Raw genomic sequence first — 17,321 nt, forward strand, 5'->3', positions numbered from 1 at the left:
TGCCGGCAAACCCCGCAGCAGCAGCGGCGGTACGGCTCCACTCGATCGCGGTGGCCAACTGTGGTGGCGCGCAGTGAAACGTGCGGCGCGCCACGATGCGGGAGTCGTGATCGACCACCGCGACGACTTGTTTGTTCGATGCCAGATCGATCGCTGCGACCGCGTGGTCGCGGCGCACGATCCCCCGGAACCGGGTCAACCGATCGTTCCGACGCTTGTCACCTCGACTCAAACGACTAGCCTTAGACATTGACATCCTCCTTTTGTGGTTGGGATAACCAAGCCCCTTATGACCACATCAGGAGGATGTCCCAGTTACCAAAGCCCTTCCAGCTATTACTAGGTGCGAGGAGCGATAGCGCGAGGCTTTTGCTCCCTGAGGTGCGAGGAGCGATAGCCGCCGGGCCGAGCAAGCGACGAAGGAGCGCGTCGAGGTCGACGAGCCTCGAAGGGTCACGCCGGGCGGGCGACGGCCTTGGTCTCCAGGTACTCCTCGAAACCGGCGACACCCATCTCGCGGCCGATGCCCGACTGTTTGAAACCGCCGAACGGGACGTCGGCGGAATACCAGATGCCGCCGTTGACGCCCATCGTCCCGGTGCGAACTCCGTTGACGACCTTGTCGATCCGGTCCTCATCGGTCCCGTAGACCATGCCCGACAACCCGTACGGCGAGTCGTTGGCGATGCGGATCGCGTCGTCGTCGCCGTCGTGGGGGATGATCACGAGCACCGGGCCGAAGATCTCCTCCTGCGCCACCCGCGCCGAGTTGTCCAGACCCGAGATCAGGGTCGGTTCGACGAAGAAACCGGCGGGCCTGTCGGCGGGACGGCCGCCACCGATCTCGATGGTTCCGCCCTCACTGGTGGCGAGTTCGATGTAGGACTCGATGCGCTGGCGCTGCCGGGCTGAGATGACCGGTCCGCAGATGGTGCCGCCGTCGGTCGGGTCCCCGGCGGGCAGGCCCGCCATCGCGTCGCGGGTGGCGGTGATCGCTTCGTCGAGGCGCTCGCGCGGAACCACGAGACGCGTCGTGATCGCGCACCCCTGACCGGCGTGGGTGACGACGTTGAACGCGGCCATGGCGCATGCGGATCCGATGTCGGCGTCGTCGAGCACGATGAATGCCGACTTACCGCCCAGTTCCAGGAACACCTTCTTGAGCGACTCGGAGGCGGCGGCCATCACCTTCTTCCCCGTGGCGGTGGATCCGGTGAACGACACGAGGTCGACGCGCGGGTCGGTGCTGAGCTGGGCGCCGAGCTGATGGTCGGTCGAGGTGACGATGTTGAGGACGCCCGGCGGGAAGTCCGTCTCCTCGGCGACCACCTTGCCGACGAGCGCCGCACACCACGGGGTGTCGGGCGCGGGCTTGAGCACCACCGTGCACCCGGCGGCGAGGGCGGGTCCGATCTTGGCGAAATTGATCTGGTGCGGGAAGTTCCACGGGGTGATCGCGCCGACGACGCCGACCGCCTCCGAGCGCAGCTCACGGTGGTTCTTCAGTCCCATGGGTTTCGCGGTGCCGAGGTCGCGAGTCCACTCATAGCTCTCGGCGAGGTCGGCGAAGTAGCCGAGATCGGTGACGGGTCCCTCGAACTGCGGGCCGTGGGTGAGGAACGACGGGCACCCGACCTCGGCGATGGTGAGCTCTCGGAACTCGTCGCCGTGGGCGAGCAGTGCGTCGCGCAGTTGACGCAGGCAGCGAGCGCGGAAGGCGTGATCGCGCGACCAGTCGGTGGTGTCGAAGGCGGTGCGAGCGGCGGCGATGGCGGCATCCATGTCGGCCGCGGTGGCGTCGGCCGCCTGCCCGATGACCTCCTCGGTCGCGGGATTGACGACGTCGAAGACGCCACCGCTCCCGGGGGTGAGCTTGCCGTCGATCAACAGATCCGACGCGGATTCGGGGCGAAGAGGCATGAGCTGGAACTCCATCTGGACAGGTGTCTGGACTCGCGTTCAAACATAGTGTAGCGTGGCTCACATGTCCAGCCCCGTGTCTCAGGAATCCACTCGTCGCAGGCTGACCCAGCAGCAGGCGGAGACGGTCACACGTCTCACCGATGCCGCGGTCGACGTGCTGAACGCCGAGGGTTTCGACGGTCTGACCGTGCGGTCGGTGGCCAAGATCGCCGGGGTCGCGCCGGCTACCGCCTACACCTACTTCTCGTCGAAGAGTCACCTCGTCGCCGAGGTGTTCTGGCGTCGCCTCTCGGCCGGGGTGCTCGAACCGGATCCCGGTGCACCGCGGAGTGAGCGCGTCGCGCAGGTGCTCCGCGAGGTCGCGCTGGTCGTGGCCGGCGAGGGGCAGCTGGGTGGTGCGGTCACGGTGGCCCTGCTGGGCAGTGACCCCGACGTCGAACACCTGCGCGTGCGGATCGGCGCATTCATCCGGCGTCGTCTCGCCGCCGCCCTCGAAGAGGACCCGGAAAACCCGGGCCCGCTGCTCGACGCCCTGGAGATGATCTACTCCGGCGGCCTGGTCTATGCCGGTATGGGGCACATGACCTACGAGCAGACCTCCGAACGTCTTGTCGCAGCCGCACATCTACTGATGGAGAAGTGATGACCGAAACGACGGCGGTGTCGGGGATGGAGCACGAGCTCCCCTTCGACCCGTATGCCTATGATTTCCACGAGGATCCCTACCCGACCTATTCCCGTCTCCGCGCGGAGGCGCCGGTCTACTACCACGGCGGGATGAACTTCTGGGCGCTCGCCGGACACGCCGACGTCCGTGCCGCATTCCGTGACACACAACGACTCTCGAACAGCTGGGGCGTGTCGATGGACCCGTCGGCGTACGGTCCCGACGCGCACAAGTCGATGTCGTTCCTCGCCATGGACGACCCCAAGCACATGCGTATCCGCAAACTGGTCTCCAAGGGCTTCACGCCTCGCCGCGTCAACGAACTCACCGGCAGGATCACCGCCCTCACCCATCAGCATTGGAGCAGATGTCTCGACAAGGGCGAATTCGACTTCGTGCACGACTTCGCCGCCTTGCTCCCGATGGACGTCGTGTCCGAACTGCTGGGAGTGCCCGAAGCCGATCGCACCCGGCTGCGCCACCAGTCCGACCTGCTGTTGCATCGCGAGGACGGCGACCTCGACCTTCCCGAGGCGGCGGTGTACGCGTACATCGAACTGCACAAGTACTATTCGGAGCTCATCGCCGACCGTCGCAAGAACCCCGGCGAGGATCTGGTCTCGGCCCTCATCGCGGCCGAGATCGACGACGACGAGACCGGTGAGAAGACGAAGCTCACCGAGGACGAGATCGTCGGGTTCATGGTTCTGATGGTGGTGGCGGGCAACGAGACCACCACCAAACTGCTTGCCAACGCCCTGTATTGGGGCTGGCGCAATCCGGACGAGCTCGCCAAGGTCTTCGCCGACCCGGAAGTCGTCGTCCCGGACTGGACCGAGGAGACGCTGCGCTACGACAACTCGACGCAGATCGTCGTGCGGCGGGTGATCGAGGATGCCCCTTATGGCGACTTCGTGATCCCGGCGGGCGAGCGCGTACTCCTGCTCGTCGGTTCGGCGAACCGCGACGTCGAGGTGTTCGGCGCCGACGCCGACCGGTACGAGATCGGCCGCGACTGCGCCCAGTCCCTGATGAGTTTCGGCCTGGGCGCCCACTTCTGCCTCGGGGCGCACCTCGCGCGCCTCGAGGCCAACATCGGCCTGACCGAGGTGATCAAGTCGATCCGGGCAGTGGAGATCGATGCCGACAAGGCGGTACGGGTCCACTCGGTGAATGTGCGCGGCTTCGCCGAGCTCCCGGTGAAGGTGACGGTGCGCTGATGGCTTTCCGTCCTCATCCCGAGCGCCGACCGGTCCTCGTCGCGGGTGCGTCGTCGGGAATCGGCGCCGCCACGGCCGAATTCCTCTCCGCTGCGGGCCATCCCGTCGCCCTGGCCGCCCGCCGGGTGGAGAAGCTACAGGAACTCGCCGACAAGATCGCGGCCGCCGGCGGCGAAGCCGTCGCGGTACCGTTGGACGTCACCGACGAGCAATCCGTGCTCGACTGCGTGGCGAAGGCCGAAGCTGCTCTCGGACCGTTGGAGATCGTCGTCGCCGGTGCGGGCGATCTCGCAGTCGGACTATCTTATGAGACCGATACCGGCCATTTCGCGGATCAGATCAACATCCATCTCACCGGCGCCTACCGGATCTACCGCGCGGTGATCGGCGGCATGATCGACCGAGCCCGCGGTGATTTCGTGTTCATCGGTTCCGATGTGGCGATACATCCGCGGCCCTGGTCGTCGGCGTACGTCGCAGCCAAGTCCGGCATCGATGGGCTGGTGGCGACCATTCAGCTCGAGCTCGAGGGAACCGGTGTCCGTGCGGGAGTCGTGCGGCCCGGGCAGACACTCACCGGCATGGGGATGAACCTCGACCCGAAGACGACCGAGAACATGCTGAACGACTGGATCACACACGGTCTGGCCCGTCATGGCAACTTCCTCTCGCCCGAACACATCGCGCAGGCCGTCGCCGCCATGGTGACCATGCCTCGCGGTGCGCACATGCGGTCGGTCGAGGTGGAGGCCGAAGGCGCAGTCAGCGACAAGAAACGACAGGCAGCACAGGAGAAGGGGACGGATGGATGACCGCCATCACCGAATCAGGCCTGAAACAACCGAATCGCGTCTCGGGTGGCGAGGGCGAACACGGACATCTCGACGAACTCGCCACCGATCCGCTCGCACTGTTCTGGCGCGTGCGGGAGGAATGCGGGGACGTCGGCATGTTCCAACTCGCCGACCGTGAGGTTGTTCTCGTCTCCGGATCGGCCGCGAACGAGGAATTTTTCCGCGCCCCCGAGGAGGACCTCGACCAGGCCGCCGCCTACCCGTTCATGACACCGGTCTTCGGCGAGGGCGTCGTGTTCGACACGAGTCCAGAGGAGCGGTCCAAGGCGATCCACAACTCGGCGCTCAAGGGCGCGCACATGAAGCAGCACGCGGTGACCATCCCCAACGAGGTCGAGCGGATCATCGCCGACTGGGGGGACGAGGGCGAGATCGATCTGCTGGACTTCTTCGCCGAGCTGACCCTCTACACGTCGTCGTCGTGCCTCATCGGGCGGAAGTTCCGGGAGCGGCTCAACGGGCACATCGCCCACCTGTTCCACGATCTCGAGAAGGGCACGGACCCGATCGCCTACGTTGACTACAACGCCGACATCGAGAGCTTCCGCAAGCGCGACGAGGCCCGGGCCGAACTGGTCGAGTTCATCCAGGGCGTGATGGACGAACGGATCGCGAATCCGACCGAGGACAAGGAAGATCGCGACCTGATGGACGTCCTCGTCCAGGTCGGATTCGACGCCAACACCATCACCGGCATGTTCATCTCGATGATGTTCGCGGGCCACCACACGACGTCGGGCACCGCCGCGTGGACCCTCATCGAACTGCTGCGCAACCCCGACTACATGCAACGCGTGTACGAGGAGCTCGACGAGATCTACGGCGAGACCCCGCCCGGCGAGCGCCCGGAATACACCTTTGCGCACACCCGTCAGATGCCACAGCTCGAGAACGCGCTCAAAGAAGCGCTGCGGCTGCACCCGCCGCTCATCATCCTCATGCGCGTAGTGCAGAACGACTTTCACGTCGAGGACTTCGAGGTGAAGGCCGGGCAGTCGATCGCCGTCTCGCCGGCGATCTCCAACCGGCTGCCCGAGGACTTCCCCGAGGCGGACACCTTCGACCCCGACCGTTACGACAAACCGCGGCAGGAGGATCTGGTCAATCGCTGGACCTGGATCCCCTTCGGCGCCGGTCGTCACCGTTGCGTCGGTGCGCAATTCGCGATCATGCAACTGAAGGCCATCTTCTCGGTGCTCTTCCAGAACTACGAGTTCGAGATGTTGCAGCCGCCGGAGAGCTACCGCAACGACCACTCGAAGATGGTGGTCCAGCTGCAGCAACCCTGCCGCGTCGCCTACCGCAAGCGTCAGGACGCGTGATGCGCGTCGAGGTGGACCTGGACCTCTGCCAGGGACATGGGATGTGTGAGCTCGAGGCGCCCGAGGTCTTCGCCGCGCACACCGATCATGTGGAGATCCTCGACGCGACCCCCGACGAATCCCAGCGCGCCGAGGTCGAGGCCGGCGTGCACTACTGCCCGACTCAGGCCCTTCGGATCATCGAGGACTGAGCTCCGACCACGTCGCCCACGCAAGACCCGAACGATCGAATAAAGGTGGAAAACATGTCTTTTGACCGTGCCGAACTCGACGAGATGAAGGAGCGGTGGCTCGCCGCCAACATCGAGGCCGAAAAGGCGGGGGACTGGAAGCCCCTGGCCGATTTCTACACCGAGGATGCCACCTACGGGTGGAACTATGGCCCCAACAAGGATTTCATGGCCGTCGGCCGCGAGGAGATCCGCGAGCTCGCCCTCGGACAGGAGATGGAGGGTCTGCAGGGGTGGGAGTACCCGTACCAGGCCTGGGTCATCGATGACCAGACCGGCGACATGATCGGACTGTGGAAGCAGATCTACGAGGGCACACGCGACGACGGCAGCCACTACGCCCTCGAGGGCATCCAGGGTAGCTGGTTCAAGTACGGCGGAAACTTCCAGTTCCGTTGGCAGCGTGACTTCTTCGACTACGGCAACGTCTCGGCGCTCTTCATCGAGATGATGAAGAACAACGCGATGAGCGAGCCGATGCTCAAGCGTGTGGAGAAGTCGGCGCCGGGAAATCTGCCGGGTTGGTACGACTTCGGCAAGGCTCCGGTCGCGTTCTGGTGAACTGACATGACTTCCACAGCCCCGACCTACCAAGGTCTGAGTCAGGATCAGCTCGCCGTGCTCGTACCGGAACTGCTGCTGTCGGGTCAGATGATCGACCGCAGCGGGATGGCGCATCTCATCAGCGCCTTCGGCCGGGACGTGATGGGCAAGGTTGCCATCGAAGAGTGGATGGCCGCGAGTCCGGTCTACACGCATCGCATGCGCACCGCCCTGGGTATCGAGGGCGACGGTGTCGAGGACATGTTCAAGTGTCTGCAACTCGACATCGGTGCGCCACCCCAGTTCATGGACTTCCGATACCGCATCGACGACGAATACCACGGGTCGTTCGTGCTCGATCACTGCGGCGCGCTGCTCGACGTCGAACCCCTCGGCGACGACTACGTGACGACCATGTGCCACGACATCGAGGACCCCACCTTCGATGCGACGGCGATCGCGACCAACCGGCGCGCCCGAATCCGTCCGGTTCATCGCCCCCCGCGTCGGCCGGTCGATCGCACGCCGCACTGCGAGTGGACGGTCACGATCGAACCGGATCGAGACGAGCTGCCGCTGCCACCGGATTCGGTCGACATGTTCGAGACGCGGGCCGGTCAACTCGTCCTGTCTGCCATCGACACCACGGAGACCGACGGCTGGGTCGACTACCGCGGCCCGCTCGTCGAGGATCTGCAGTTCGCGGAGTGGTCGACGTCGGCTCTGGTGCGGGTCGCCGAAGAGGTTGCGCTGCAACACCAGTTGCTGTCGCTGGGCTTCCTCGTCAGCCTCCGCAGGTATGCCGAGAGCGAGGCGCAGACCACCGAGATCTTCCGCAAGCAGCTGATCGGCATCGCCGGACTCGCTGCCGACCGGATTCGCGTCGCGCTCGATCTGTCCGCCGACGCCGCAGGTCTCGCCCAGGTGCTCGCCCTGCATCCGTGTTTCGGTCCGACCCAGTACACGGGACTCACCGCAGAGGCCGACGGGGACACGGTCACCGTCCGAATCCCCCGGGAGTCCGATGCGATGACCGACGGCGGTTGGACGTCGATCCTCGATGCCGACCACGTCGAACCGATGCAGGCGGCGGCGACCGCCGTCGATCCGTATCTCGTCGTCGCGGACGCGACCGAGGCCGACGGCGATCTCGTCGTCCGCATCACCAAGGCGGACACGCCGCAGAAGGAGTACGGCGAGGTGGCCGTCGCACGCTTCAGCGGGGGTGCGAGTTTCGAATTCGTCGACCGCGGGCGGTCGATCCCGATCACGCCGGTGGGTAGCTCGGCGTGACGTCGGGCGGCGGCTGGTCACCCGGCGGCGCGGGTCTGGGGGGCCGGGTCGCCGTGGTCGCGGGCGCGACCCGCGGTATCGGACTGGCCGTCTCGTATGCGCTGGCCGGACAGGGGGTCTCGGTCGTCGTCAACGGTCGCGACGGACAGGCCGTCGACGACACCGTCGCCGAGATCCGCGGCGGCGGCGGATATGCCGTGGGCGTTCGCGGGTCCGCGGGCGACGACGGAGTGGCGCAGGCGATGGTCGAGGCGGCGCTGGCGGAATTCGGTGCCCTCGACATCGCCATCAACTGCGCCGGCATCGCCGAACCTCCCGGTTCGACGGTGCTGACGATCGCTCCCGACGAGTTCCGCGAGCAGATCGACGCCCATCTGATGAGCGCCTTCCACCTCCTACAGGCTGCGGGGAGGGTGTTCGTCGAACAAGGGTCGGGTTCGGTCGTGCTCACCGGTTCGGCCGCCTCGCTCGGAATGTTCGGCGGCAGCGGCTATCCCGCGGCGAAGGGCGGCGTCAACGCACTCGCCCTCGCCGCGGCCGCGGACCTCCGGGATCAACACGTACGCGTCAATGTGGTGATGCCGGGAGCGAAGTCGAGGCTGTCCTCCGGCGACGACTACGTCGCCCACATCGAGGGACTCCATCGTCGCGGAATCCTCGACGACCCCACGCGTGACGCGGCGCTCGATCCCGCCCCGCCCGAGTACGTCGCCCCGCTGTACGTGTTCCTGGCCAGTGACGCGGCCGAGCACATCACCGGCGAGATCTTCAGCGCTGCCGGTGGATTCATCGGCCGGTTCGAGTCGCAGCAGGCGAGTTTCGTCGCTTACCGCGACCACAAGGGCACCTCGCCCTACAGCCTTGACGAACTCGCCGGCATCCTGGCCGGGCCGGCGGCTCCCTGAGTTCAGAGAATTCAGCCACTCGCATCGCCCGCCATGCCGCGCATACCGGGGTGCGTCTCCCCGCGCCGGCCGAGCCTGTCGAGGTCACCAGGTGGCTTCGACTCGGCGCCTCGCTGCGCTCGGAGCCGGCTCAACCAGCGGGGGGCGCTCGATCAGCAGCGGTGGCTCGGTGCCGGCTAAATTTAGCAGGGCGGAAGCGGCTCGGTGCCGGCTCAACCAGCGAGGTGGTTGTGTCGGCTCAACCAGCGCGGCGGGCGGCGCGTCGTTCGAGCCAGAAGCGGGCACCGTCGGCGATGGCCTCGGTCACCGGGCGTGGATGCCATCCGAGGTCGCGTTCGGCCTTGCCGTGGTCCATCTCGGACATGAAGTGCATCAACCGGACCGAGGGGATCGTCAACTGCACCGGCTTGCGCGTCAGCGCCCCACGGGCGGAACCCACCGCCCCGAAGGTGTACAGCGCAGCGCGGTCGAGAACGACGCGCGGGGGCTGACGATCCGCGGTCGCGGCGGCGATGGCCACGATCTCACCGGTGTCGATGGACCGCTCGGAGACGATGTAGCGTTCGCCGACCTCGCCGCGGTCCGCCGCGAGGAGCAGCGCCTGCGCGGCGTCGTCGATGCCGACCGACTCGGCGCGACAGCCGCGGACGGTGAACGGCAACTTGCCCAGCGCCGCACCGGCAACGAATGCGCCGTGGGGAGTTGGTTGCCAGTCGCCGGGTCCGTAGGTGTTGGCGACGCACATCGCGAGGGCGGGTACCGCGTCGTCCTGCGCTCGACGCAGCACCAGGTCCTCGGCGGCCACGCGACTGCGCACATAAGCGGGAGCCCGCGCGGCCCAGTTGAACACATCGTCCTCCGTCGCCCGACGGCCGTTCACCCGCCCGATGGTCGCCGCGGTGCTGGTGAACACGAACTTCCGCAGTGGCATCCGGGCTGCGACGTCGAGCACCGAACGCAGGGCCTCGACGTTCGTCCGGTACAGCGGTGCCGGATCGCGCAACCAGGCGCGCGTGTCGACCGCGCAGTGGAACACCACGTCGCAACCGGTCATCGCCCGCGCGACGGCGTCGGCGTCGAAGAGATCGCCCGTCACGTGATCGACGCCGAGACCGGCCAGGGTCCGGAGGCCACTCGTGGGCCGGGTGAACACCCGCACCTCCTCGCCCGCGTCCACGAGCTGCCGAACGAGATGAGAACCGAGAAACCCGTTGCCCCCGATGACCAGTGACGGCACGGTTCACAGCCCTCCGGGTGCGAGATCGTCGATCGCGGCTGCACTGCGGGACAGCATCGCATCGAACATCGCGTTGCCACGCTCGGTGGGTTGTGCAGCAGCGGAGCCGAACACGATGATCAGCGGCGCCTGGATGAGGTTGCCGACGTAGTCGTCCCAGCAGTCGTCGAGCGTGTAGTCGCCGACGCCGGCGGTGACCAACGCCCGATGATACGAGGCGACGATGCCGCGCTCGTGCCGGCGCCGGTCGTCGGTGGTCAGACTGGTACTCAGCAGGAAGGCGATGTCGCGCAGCGGGTTACCGGTGGTGATCGTCTGCCAGTCGATCACCGTGACCTCACCGGACGGGCCGAACAGGACGTTGTCGACCCGGAGGTCGCCATGGATCAGGGTGGCATTGTCCAGCGGGGCGACCAGCCACTGGCCGGCTTCACGGACGAGCCAGTCGACCGCTGCCGATGACGGACCGATAGGGGAGAAGCGTTCGCGGTAGACCTCCGCCATCGGAGCGAGGATCGACTCCATCACCTCCCGGTCGGCGTCGGTGGGCAACGGCATCTCGGCCAGCAGGGTCGGATCGTTCCACCGGGGAGCGTGGAGACCAGCAGTCGCCACGGCTACCGCCTCGGCCTGCGCGGGTGTGCAGCCGGCGATCTGATCGCCCTGCACGGCTGCGCCCATGTCCTCCAGCAAGAGTACGAACTCGGTGCCGCGATCGGAGATGGTCGCGGCGAAGCAGTCGGGCATCGGCACCGTGAACGACGCGGCGAGGTCGCGATAGAAGCGCACCTCGTTGCGGAACACCCCCGATCCGAACTCGCGCTGGTCCGGTGAGCCGGTCGCGAGCTTCGCGATCATGGTGTCGGGCAACGTCGCTGGGCTGTCGTGCCCGAGGTGGAGGCGATAGGAACCCGCCATCTGCCCGGTTCCCACCGGTTCGGCACTGACCGACTCTACGCTGACGTCGTGACCGTGAGAGCGGAGGAATGAGGTCAACCACGTCGGGGTGAGTTCGTCTATGCAAGTCGGGATTCCGACGGTGTCCGGCACGGGCACGCCCTTTCGATCGAGCTGCGCGGGCCGGGCCGATGTGACCGGGCTCACCCAGGCCGCTGATCGGACACTACCGAGGAATTGGACTGGTGTCCAGGGAACCGGCGCGGCGGTGTGCAGCTGTGCAGGCCGGCCACGCCGGGCGACCTTGCGAACAGCAAATCCATTCCGCCACACGAAGGATGGCCGTCGGCTAGGCTGCGCGGAGACGCGGCGTCCGGACTCGTGGCCGCCGGGACGAGGAGAGCGCGAGTGAGTACCAGACTCGACGGGAAGGTCGCACTCGTGACGGGCGCGGCACGGGGTCAGGGGCGCAGCCACGCCGTGCGGATGGCCGAGCAGGGCGCCGACATCATCGCCATCGACATCTGCGATCAGATCACGACGGTCAATTACGCCATGAGCACGCCGGACGACCTGCAGCAGACCGCGAAGATGGTCGACGCGACGGACAGTTGGGTGATCGCGAAGATCGCCGACGTCCGCAGCCGGGACGCCCTGCAGGCCGCGATCGACGACGCGGTGGCGCAGTTCGGCAGACTCGACATCGTCGTGGCCAACGCCGGTATCAGCCCGCTCGGGCCCGAGAGTCCCTCGGTCACCTGGCTGAACACGGTGTCGGTGAATCTCGGTGGGGTGATCAACACCCTCGAGTTGTCTCTGCCGCACCTCGAAGCGGGTGCATCGATCGTCTGCATCGGTTCGATGGCCGCGTTCATGCCGTCGTTCGAGTCCGCGCAGGCCGGGCCGGGTGCAGGCGGTTACGGCCACTCGAAACGAGCGGTGGCGCGACTCGTCAACGACCTCGCCCGGCACCTGGCGCCGAAAGGTATTCGCGTCAACGCGATTCATCCCGGCAACGTCGACACCGCGATGGTGCATCACGACGAGATCTACCGGCTGTTCCGACCCGATCTCGAGAAGCCGGTCTACGACGACGTCAAGGACGTCTTCGCGTCGTTGCACGCGATGCCGGTGGACCTGCTCGCGCCGGAGGATGTCACCGAGGCGGTCCTCTACCTGGTGTCCGATGCTGCCCGGTACGTGACCGGTCAACAGCTCCGGGTCGAGGCGGGCGCGTTGCTGAACTCGGTGCCACCCGGCGTGCCCGACTGACGGTCACTGAACCGGTGGTCCCGCAACCGAACCCGGGTTCACTGGCAGAGCCGGCAAGGCGGGTCGTATCGACCGGTACGCCGTCAGCACCGACAACAGTTCCGACGGCGCGGCGCCGTGCATGATGACCGAGTCGACTCCCAGGTCGAACTGGCGCGCCACGGCGGCCGCGCACTGTTCGGCACTGCCGACCGCGCTGTCGGCGACCCACGACGCCGGGATGACCTCGGCGAGCCGGGCCAGTTCGTCGGCCGTGGCGGTGGCGTCGATGGGTCCGCGGGCGCCGGCGAAAGCCGGACTGTCTCTGATTCGTTCGAGATCATCCCCACGCCATCCGTTGGCACGCATCAGGACGTCCGGATACCCCTGGAGATAGGTCGCGAGCCGGCCGTACAGACGTCGCAACCGGTCGTCATCATCGAGATGGTCGGGCACGGTGGCCAGTACCGACCAGATGCGCACCGAAGCGGGGTCCCGACCGGCCTCGGCGGCCGCCGCCCGGACGGTCTCGACCGCGGCGATGGTGGCCTCGTCGGAGAAGAACGTGTGCAGGACGACACCGTCGGCGATGCGCCCGGCAAGACGTAAGGTGTTGGGCGACATCGTCACGAGCAGGATGGGGACCGGTGGAACCGCGACACCGAGGTTGAGGTAGTCGTAGGTGCCGAGCGGGCCGTCGTGGCCCAGGATCATCTCGCCGCGCCAAAGGGTGCGCAACACCGAGGCGGCGTCGGTGAGCTGGGCGCTCGTGACATCGGGAACCCCGAGAACCTGCCACTGTGCGGCGAATCCACGACCTAGGCCGAGCGCGAAGCGACCACCCGTCATGGTCGACAACGTGGCGGCCATGGACGCGGTGATGATGGGGTGACGGGTGTTGTGGTTGGTCGCGGCCGTGGCGACGCCCATCCGGCGACTCGCCGCCGCGAGACCGCCCGCGAGTACGGCCGCGTCCTTCACGTTGAACCGCTCGGAGACGAAGGCGGCACCGAAGCCCGCGCGGTCGGCGAGCCCCGCTTCGTCGGCGAGTTCGGCGGGATCGACCGGATGGCGCGAGAGTGCGTAGTAGCCGATCTCCGGAAGCGTTTGCTGAGGGACGGATTCCGGTGTCGGTATGGTGGCCGCGGTCGAGGTCATGCCTGTGCGGCGACGGCTTGTCGATACACGCGGGACCGCGGCTCGCGCACCCAGAGTGTGCCCGTGCCGGGGACGGCTCCCTCGGATTTCAGGGTGCGCTTGAGGATCTTGTTCGTTGCGGTCGTGGGCAGGTCGTCCTCGATCCGGACATACGTCGGCCACGCTTTCGGCGACAGGTCGGCCTGTGCGGCAAGCTGTTCGGCGAAGGACTCCGGGGTCAGCTCGACGCCGTCCTGCAGGACAACGGCGGCCATCACCGCATCGCCGACGTGGTCGTCCGGAACGGCATACACGGCAACGCGATTGATCTCGGGAACGCGCAACAGCACCCGTTCGATCGGTCCGGCGGCGAGGTTCTCGCCGTCGACGCGCATCCAGTCGCCGGTCCGGCCGGCGAGGTAGATCCAGTCGTCGGCGTCCTTGTACGCGAGGTCGCCCGACCAGTACATCCCGTGGCGGAGACGCTCGCTGGTGGCGTCGGAATCGTTGTAGTAGCCCATGAACATCCCGCCGCCCTCGATGTTCACCAGCTCGCCGATCGCGTCGTCGGCATTGATAAGCGCTCCGCTGGAGTCGAATTCGGCACGCGGGCATTCGGTCAGTGTCGACGAGTTGTACACGGCGACGTTCGGGAAACCCTTGCCGATCGAACCGTGCGGCGTGCCGGGCTCACGGGTGATGATGATCGCCAGCTCGGTGGAACCGAAGCCGTCCCAGACGGTGCAACCGAACCGGCGCGAGAAATCGTCGATGTCGCGGTCGGTGGCCTCGTTGCCGAACGCCACCCGGAGCGGATTGTCGGCGTCGTCGGGCCTCTCCTCGGTGGCCAGGATGTAGGCGAGCGGTTTGCCCACGTAGTTCATGTACGTCGCGTTGTAGCGGCGGATGTCGGCCAGGAAGGTCGAGGCGGAGAACTTGGCGGGCGCGATCGCGGCACCGCCGCACAGTGCGACGCAGTAACCCCCCATGAGCGCGGCACTGTGGAACAGGGGCATCGACAGGTAGCAGACGTCGCCGGGGCCGATGTCGTATTTGTCGGCGAGCACCGGACCCGCGAACGGCATCATCATGTGCGCGAACTGGACCGGCTTGGGGTTTCCACTGGTCCCCGAGGTGAAGATCAGCATGAACGTGTCCATCGCCCCGGGTACCGAATGCGGGGTCAACTCCGCGGCGCCGGAGAGCATCTCGGCCCACTGCGGAGTAGAGGTGTCCAGCACCGTCACGCCGGGTAGCTCCAAGCCATCGAGGAGAGGGCGGTGCTCGGCGTCGGTGAGCAGGATCTGACAGTCCGCGCGCACGATGTCGGCCGCCAGACCCTCACCGCGGCGAGTGTTGTTGATCCCCGCCGTCACGTAACCGCCCAGCGCGCCGGCGGCCAGGGCGATCAGCATGTCCGGCGTGTTTCCGAGCAGCACGCCCACATGTAGCGGACGCTCGGTGTCGGCGATGCCGAGAATCGCCGACGCGGCGCGTTCGGCGTTGCGAATGTACTCGCGCCACGTCCATTGCCGACCCTCGTAGGTGATCGCGAGGTTGTCGTCGTCGGCGCGTGCCTGCAGGAGCTGGGTGACTGTCTCGGCCATGCGGCAAATCTAGAACGTGTTCACCGCACGTGTATACAGATTTGCGAGATTGTCTACTGCGGTACCGGAGGGGGTCGCCGTGACCTTTGAAAGAACACTCGTGAGCGTCTGATCTCCATGCTCCCTGAGGTGCGAGCGAAGCGAGCCACGAAGGGTGTAACAACGTGTCTCGCCGGCCCTTCGAGGCTCGTCGCTTGCGCTCCTCACACCTCAGGGAGCACGGGTTACGGGCTTCTTTCAGATCAGGGAGCAGGGTGGGTGGCTCGCGCCCTCCCGCTCAGCGGAGTGTATTGTGGTCGGCTCGGCGTCAGCGCGTGAACGATCCGCTGCCCGGGACGACCGTGAAGGTCTGGTCGCCCTGGCCGAGGATCGTCGTGGTGAACTCGACCGATCCCGCTCCGGTCGCAACGGCGACCCCGTCGGACGGACGTCCGTCCGCACATGCGGCGAAGACCTCGTCGCCGGACGCCCCGGTCGAGGTGTTCTTCCAGGTGATCCCGACGCGCGCATCCTTCAGGTTGGTGGCGCAGGACTCGGTGGGCGTCGTGTTGAGCGTGATCAGCGTGACCCCGGGTTCGGTGGCCGAGGCGAGGATGCCCGCCACGAAACCGCCCGTGATGCCGCTGGCGCCGACGGTGACGCCGGCGTTGGGGACCTGCTTCACGCTGAGGGGTCGTTCCGCGGGTGCGGCGGAGGCGGTGCCTGCTCCTACGCCGAACGCTCCCACTGCCGCAATCGCCCCGATCGTCGCCACAGTTGTGCGTCGCATCTGTCTCTCCCGTCACTCTGGACACGTACGCACCCAGACTACGGGAGTGAGATTGGACTCTCCACTGTGAGATCGGCGGTACATCGCTGATACAAGAGATTTCATGAGCCAGCCGCACGATCCCCTGTCCGCGTTCCACCTCGGCGACATCTCGGTGTCGGAGTCGGGGGTGCGGGCCTCGCAGCGGCTGTGCCCGCGGTTCGCCGACCATCGGGGCGTGATCGAGCTGCCGGCGCTCGCCGTGCTGTTCGATCACTGCGGTGGTATCCCGTTCCATCGCATCCACGACGACCCCGCCGCGGCGACCCTCCAGGCACGCCTGACGATGTCCACGCACGGCCGCGCAGAAGTGGGCGACCTGGTCGCCGCACGGGCCGAGGTGGTCATGCACGACGACGCCTGGGGCTCGACGTCGGTCGAGATCCGCACCGGTACCGGGGACCTGTGCTGCGTCGGGACCGCGCGCAACGTCCGGGTCGGCGTGCCCCGACCGGCGCCACCCCGTCCGCCGAGATCGGTGTCGCGACACCGCGATGCAGCGACGATGACGGGTCCGTCCTGCCCGAGCCCATACCCGCCGCGCTGTCCGGGCGGGCCGTGGTCGAGGAGATCGCGTCGAAGATGCGGGAACCCGGCCCGCTCACCGACATGCTCAACGGCCGCGTCGAGGTGATCGACGGCACCACCGACCGCGAGTCCGGCATCCGCTTTCGCAGCGCCACCGAACCGTGGATGGGCAACATGTTCGGCACCATGCACGGCGGCGTCATCGCCACCATCGCCGGCCAGGCGGCATCGTTCGCCGGGCATCTGCATGCCGGGGCCGGGCAGGAGTACTCGATCGGGGACATGGCGATCGGTTTCTACCGTTCACCTGCTGTCGACGGCAGTGAAGTGGTGGTCGAGGTGACGCCGATCAAACTCGGCCGCCGCATCTCGTCCTTCGAGGCGACGATGACCTCCTACGATGACGTCCTGCTGAGCCGAGCCACGGTCGACATCCACTACCGCTGACCGCAGCTGGACCGTCAGCCGGCCGAGCTGCGTCGACCGAGCGTAGGGAGGTCGCTGCGTCCGTCGAGGTCACCTCGTGTGCTCGGGTCGCCGAGTGGCTTCGACTCGGCGCCTCGCTCCGCTCGGTGCCGGCTCAACCAGCGGTGGGGGCGCGGGTTGTCGAGTGGCTTCGACTCGACGCGCTCCTTCGTCGCTTGGTCGGCCCGGCGGCTGCGCTCGGTGCCGGCTCATAGCTCCTATGTCAAGCGGCGGCGGGTGTTGGGTTGTCGGCTTTGCGGGTGCGGGCGTGGTGGTCGGTGGTGAGGTGGTTGTAGACGACGCGGGTGAGGCGGCGTTTGAGGCAGCGCATCGCCTCGCGAGGGGTCTTGTTTTCGGCCTTCTTCTTCTCGTAATAGGCGTGGCCGAGGGTGTCGGGCATGCGTGCCTGGGTCAGCGCGATGCGGTGGATCGCG

General features: G+C 67.0%; 15 protein-coding genes and 2 pseudogenes. 10 read left to right on the forward strand and 7 right to left on the reverse strand.

What is annotated here, in order from left to right:
- Window positions 1–453: 453 nt before the first annotated feature.
- On the reverse strand, window positions 454–1,920 hold the full coding sequence (locus JW364_RS22755) for an aldehyde dehydrogenase (protein ID WP_205334406.1): 1,467 nt from the start codon (window positions 1,918–1,920) through the stop codon (window positions 454–456).
- Between the two features lie 64 nt (window positions 1,921–1,984).
- Here JW364_RS22755 and JW364_RS22760 point away from each other — a divergent pair, with 64 nt between their 5' ends.
- From JW364_RS22760 to JW364_RS22795, 8 genes are read left to right on the forward strand one after another with little or no spacing between them, the layout of a single operon-like run.
- Complete coding sequence (locus JW364_RS22760; RefSeq protein WP_033206302.1) at window positions 1,985–2,566, forward strand: TetR/AcrR family transcriptional regulator; 582 nt, start codon at window positions 1,985–1,987, stop codon at window positions 2,564–2,566.
- On the forward strand, window positions 2,566–3,810 hold the full coding sequence (locus JW364_RS22765) for a cytochrome P450 (protein ID WP_065629687.1): 1,245 nt from the start codon (window positions 2,566–2,568) through the stop codon (window positions 3,808–3,810). Before JW364_RS22760 ends, JW364_RS22765 begins: the two co-directional genes overlap by 1 nt.
- Window positions 3,810–4,622, forward strand: a complete 813-nt coding sequence (locus JW364_RS22770; RefSeq protein ID WP_205334407.1) for an SDR family oxidoreductase — start codon at window positions 3,810–3,812, stop codon at window positions 4,620–4,622. Before JW364_RS22765 ends, JW364_RS22770 begins: the two co-directional genes overlap by 1 nt.
- Window positions 4,619–5,986, forward strand: a complete 1,368-nt coding sequence (locus JW364_RS22775) for a cytochrome P450 (protein ID WP_078114117.1) — start codon at window positions 4,619–4,621, stop codon at window positions 5,984–5,986. The genes JW364_RS22770 and JW364_RS22775 overlap by 4 nt, the downstream gene beginning before the upstream one ends.
- Window positions 5,986–6,177: a ferredoxin gene (locus JW364_RS22780; protein ID WP_058252397.1), complete on the forward strand. Its 192-nt coding sequence runs from the start codon at window positions 5,986–5,988 to the stop codon at window positions 6,175–6,177. The genes JW364_RS22775 and JW364_RS22780 overlap by 1 nt, the downstream gene beginning before the upstream one ends.
- Window positions 6,178–6,231: 54 nt before the next feature.
- Window positions 6,232–6,777 carry a hypothetical protein gene (locus JW364_RS22785; RefSeq protein WP_078114131.1) on the forward strand — a complete coding sequence of 182 codons (546 nt, stop codon included), beginning with the start codon at window positions 6,232–6,234 and terminating at the stop codon, window positions 6,775–6,777.
- Between the two features lie 6 nt (window positions 6,778–6,783).
- Window positions 6,784–8,052 carry a hypothetical protein gene (locus JW364_RS22790; RefSeq protein ID WP_205334408.1) on the forward strand — a complete coding sequence of 423 codons (1,269 nt, stop codon included), beginning with the start codon at window positions 6,784–6,786 and terminating at the stop codon, window positions 8,050–8,052.
- A complete protein-coding gene (locus JW364_RS22795; RefSeq protein ID WP_205334409.1) occupies window positions 8,049–8,957 on the forward strand; it encodes an SDR family NAD(P)-dependent oxidoreductase in 909 nt (302 codons plus the stop codon). Before JW364_RS22790 ends, JW364_RS22795 begins: the two co-directional genes overlap by 4 nt.
- Window positions 8,958–9,195: 238 nt before the next feature.
- Here the strand turns inward: JW364_RS22795 and JW364_RS22800 are convergent, their stop codons facing one another.
- The gene (locus tag JW364_RS22800) at window positions 9,196–10,194 is read right to left on the reverse strand and encodes an NAD-dependent epimerase/dehydratase family protein (protein ID WP_205334410.1); all 999 of its coding nucleotides are present in this window, start codon (window positions 10,192–10,194) and stop codon (window positions 9,196–9,198) included.
- Between the two features lie 3 nt (window positions 10,195–10,197).
- Entirely contained in the window at window positions 10,198–11,250 is a 1,053-nt protein-coding gene (locus JW364_RS22805) for a phosphotransferase family protein (protein ID WP_374100869.1), read from the reverse strand.
- A gap of 249 nt (window positions 11,251–11,499) precedes the next feature.
- On the opposite strand from JW364_RS22805, the gene JW364_RS22810 reads away from it, so the two are divergent.
- On the forward strand, window positions 11,500–12,363 hold the full coding sequence (locus JW364_RS22810) for a mycofactocin-coupled SDR family oxidoreductase (protein ID WP_159371367.1): 864 nt from the start codon (window positions 11,500–11,502) through the stop codon (window positions 12,361–12,363).
- A 3-nt stretch (window positions 12,364–12,366) separates the two neighbouring features.
- On the opposite strand, the gene JW364_RS22815 is transcribed toward JW364_RS22810, so the two are convergent.
- From JW364_RS22815 to JW364_RS22825, 3 genes are all read right to left on the reverse strand, one after another.
- On the reverse strand, window positions 12,367–13,500 hold the full coding sequence (locus JW364_RS22815; protein WP_068971219.1) for a TIGR03857 family LLM class F420-dependent oxidoreductase: 1,134 nt from the start codon (window positions 13,498–13,500) through the stop codon (window positions 12,367–12,369).
- On the reverse strand, window positions 13,497–15,086 hold the full coding sequence (gene fadD1 / locus JW364_RS22820) for a fatty-acid--CoA ligase FadD1 (protein ID WP_205334411.1): 1,590 nt from the start codon (window positions 15,084–15,086) through the stop codon (window positions 13,497–13,499). The genes JW364_RS22815 and fadD1 overlap by 4 nt, the downstream gene beginning before the upstream one ends.
- A gap of 307 nt (window positions 15,087–15,393) precedes the next feature.
- A complete protein-coding gene (locus JW364_RS22825; RefSeq protein WP_205334412.1) occupies window positions 15,394–15,855 on the reverse strand; it encodes a hypothetical protein in 462 nt (153 codons plus the stop codon).
- Window positions 15,856–15,958: 103 nt separating this feature from the next.
- On the opposite strand from JW364_RS22825, the pseudogene JW364_RS24585 reads away from it, so the two are divergent.
- Window positions 15,959–16,869, forward strand: a pseudogene (locus JW364_RS24585) (hotdog domain-containing protein).
- Between the two features lie 241 nt (window positions 16,870–17,110).
- Here the strand turns inward: JW364_RS24585 and JW364_RS22835 are convergent.
- Window positions 17,111–17,321 (reverse strand): annotated as a pseudogene (locus JW364_RS22835) (IS110 family transposase); the annotation flags it as partial.

Source organism: Gordonia sp. BP-119 (genome assembly GCF_016924115.1).
GTDB lineage: Bacteria > Actinomycetota > Actinomycetes > Mycobacteriales > Mycobacteriaceae > Gordonia > Gordonia hongkongensis.

What these genes read in the sequence shown, in the direction of transcription:
- JW364_RS22755 (WP_205334406.1), bottom strand. Translation starts at nt 1,920, where the DNA reads ATGCCTCTTCGCCCCGAATCCGCGTCGGATCTGTTGATCGACGGCAAG.
- JW364_RS22760 (WP_033206302.1), top strand. Translation starts at nt 1,985, where the DNA reads ATGTCCAGCCCCGTGTCTCAGGAATCCACTCGTCGCAGGCTGACCCAG.
- JW364_RS22765 (WP_065629687.1), top strand. Translation starts at nt 2,566, where the DNA reads ATGACCGAAACGACGGCGGTGTCGGGGATGGAGCACGAGCTCCCCTTC.
- JW364_RS22770 (WP_205334407.1), top strand. Translation starts at nt 3,810, where the DNA reads ATGGCTTTCCGTCCTCATCCCGAGCGCCGACCGGTCCTCGTCGCGGGT.
- JW364_RS22775 (WP_078114117.1), top strand. Translation starts at nt 4,619, where the DNA reads ATGACCGCCATCACCGAATCAGGCCTGAAACAACCGAATCGCGTCTCG.
- JW364_RS22780 (WP_058252397.1), top strand. Translation starts at nt 5,986, where the DNA reads ATGCGCGTCGAGGTGGACCTGGACCTCTGCCAGGGACATGGGATGTGT.
- JW364_RS22785 (WP_078114131.1), top strand. Translation starts at nt 6,232, where the DNA reads ATGTCTTTTGACCGTGCCGAACTCGACGAGATGAAGGAGCGGTGGCTC.
- JW364_RS22790 (WP_205334408.1), top strand. Translation starts at nt 6,784, where the DNA reads ATGACTTCCACAGCCCCGACCTACCAAGGTCTGAGTCAGGATCAGCTC.
- JW364_RS22815 (WP_068971219.1), bottom strand. Translation starts at nt 13,500, where the DNA reads ATGACCTCGACCGCGGCCACCATACCGACACCGGAATCCGTCCCTCAG.
- fadD1 (WP_205334411.1), bottom strand. Translation starts at nt 15,086, where the DNA reads ATGGCCGAGACAGTCACCCAGCTCCTGCAGGCACGCGCCGACGACGAC.
- JW364_RS22825 (WP_205334412.1), bottom strand. Translation starts at nt 15,855, where the DNA reads ATGCGACGCACAACTGTGGCGACGATCGGGGCGATTGCGGCAGTGGGA.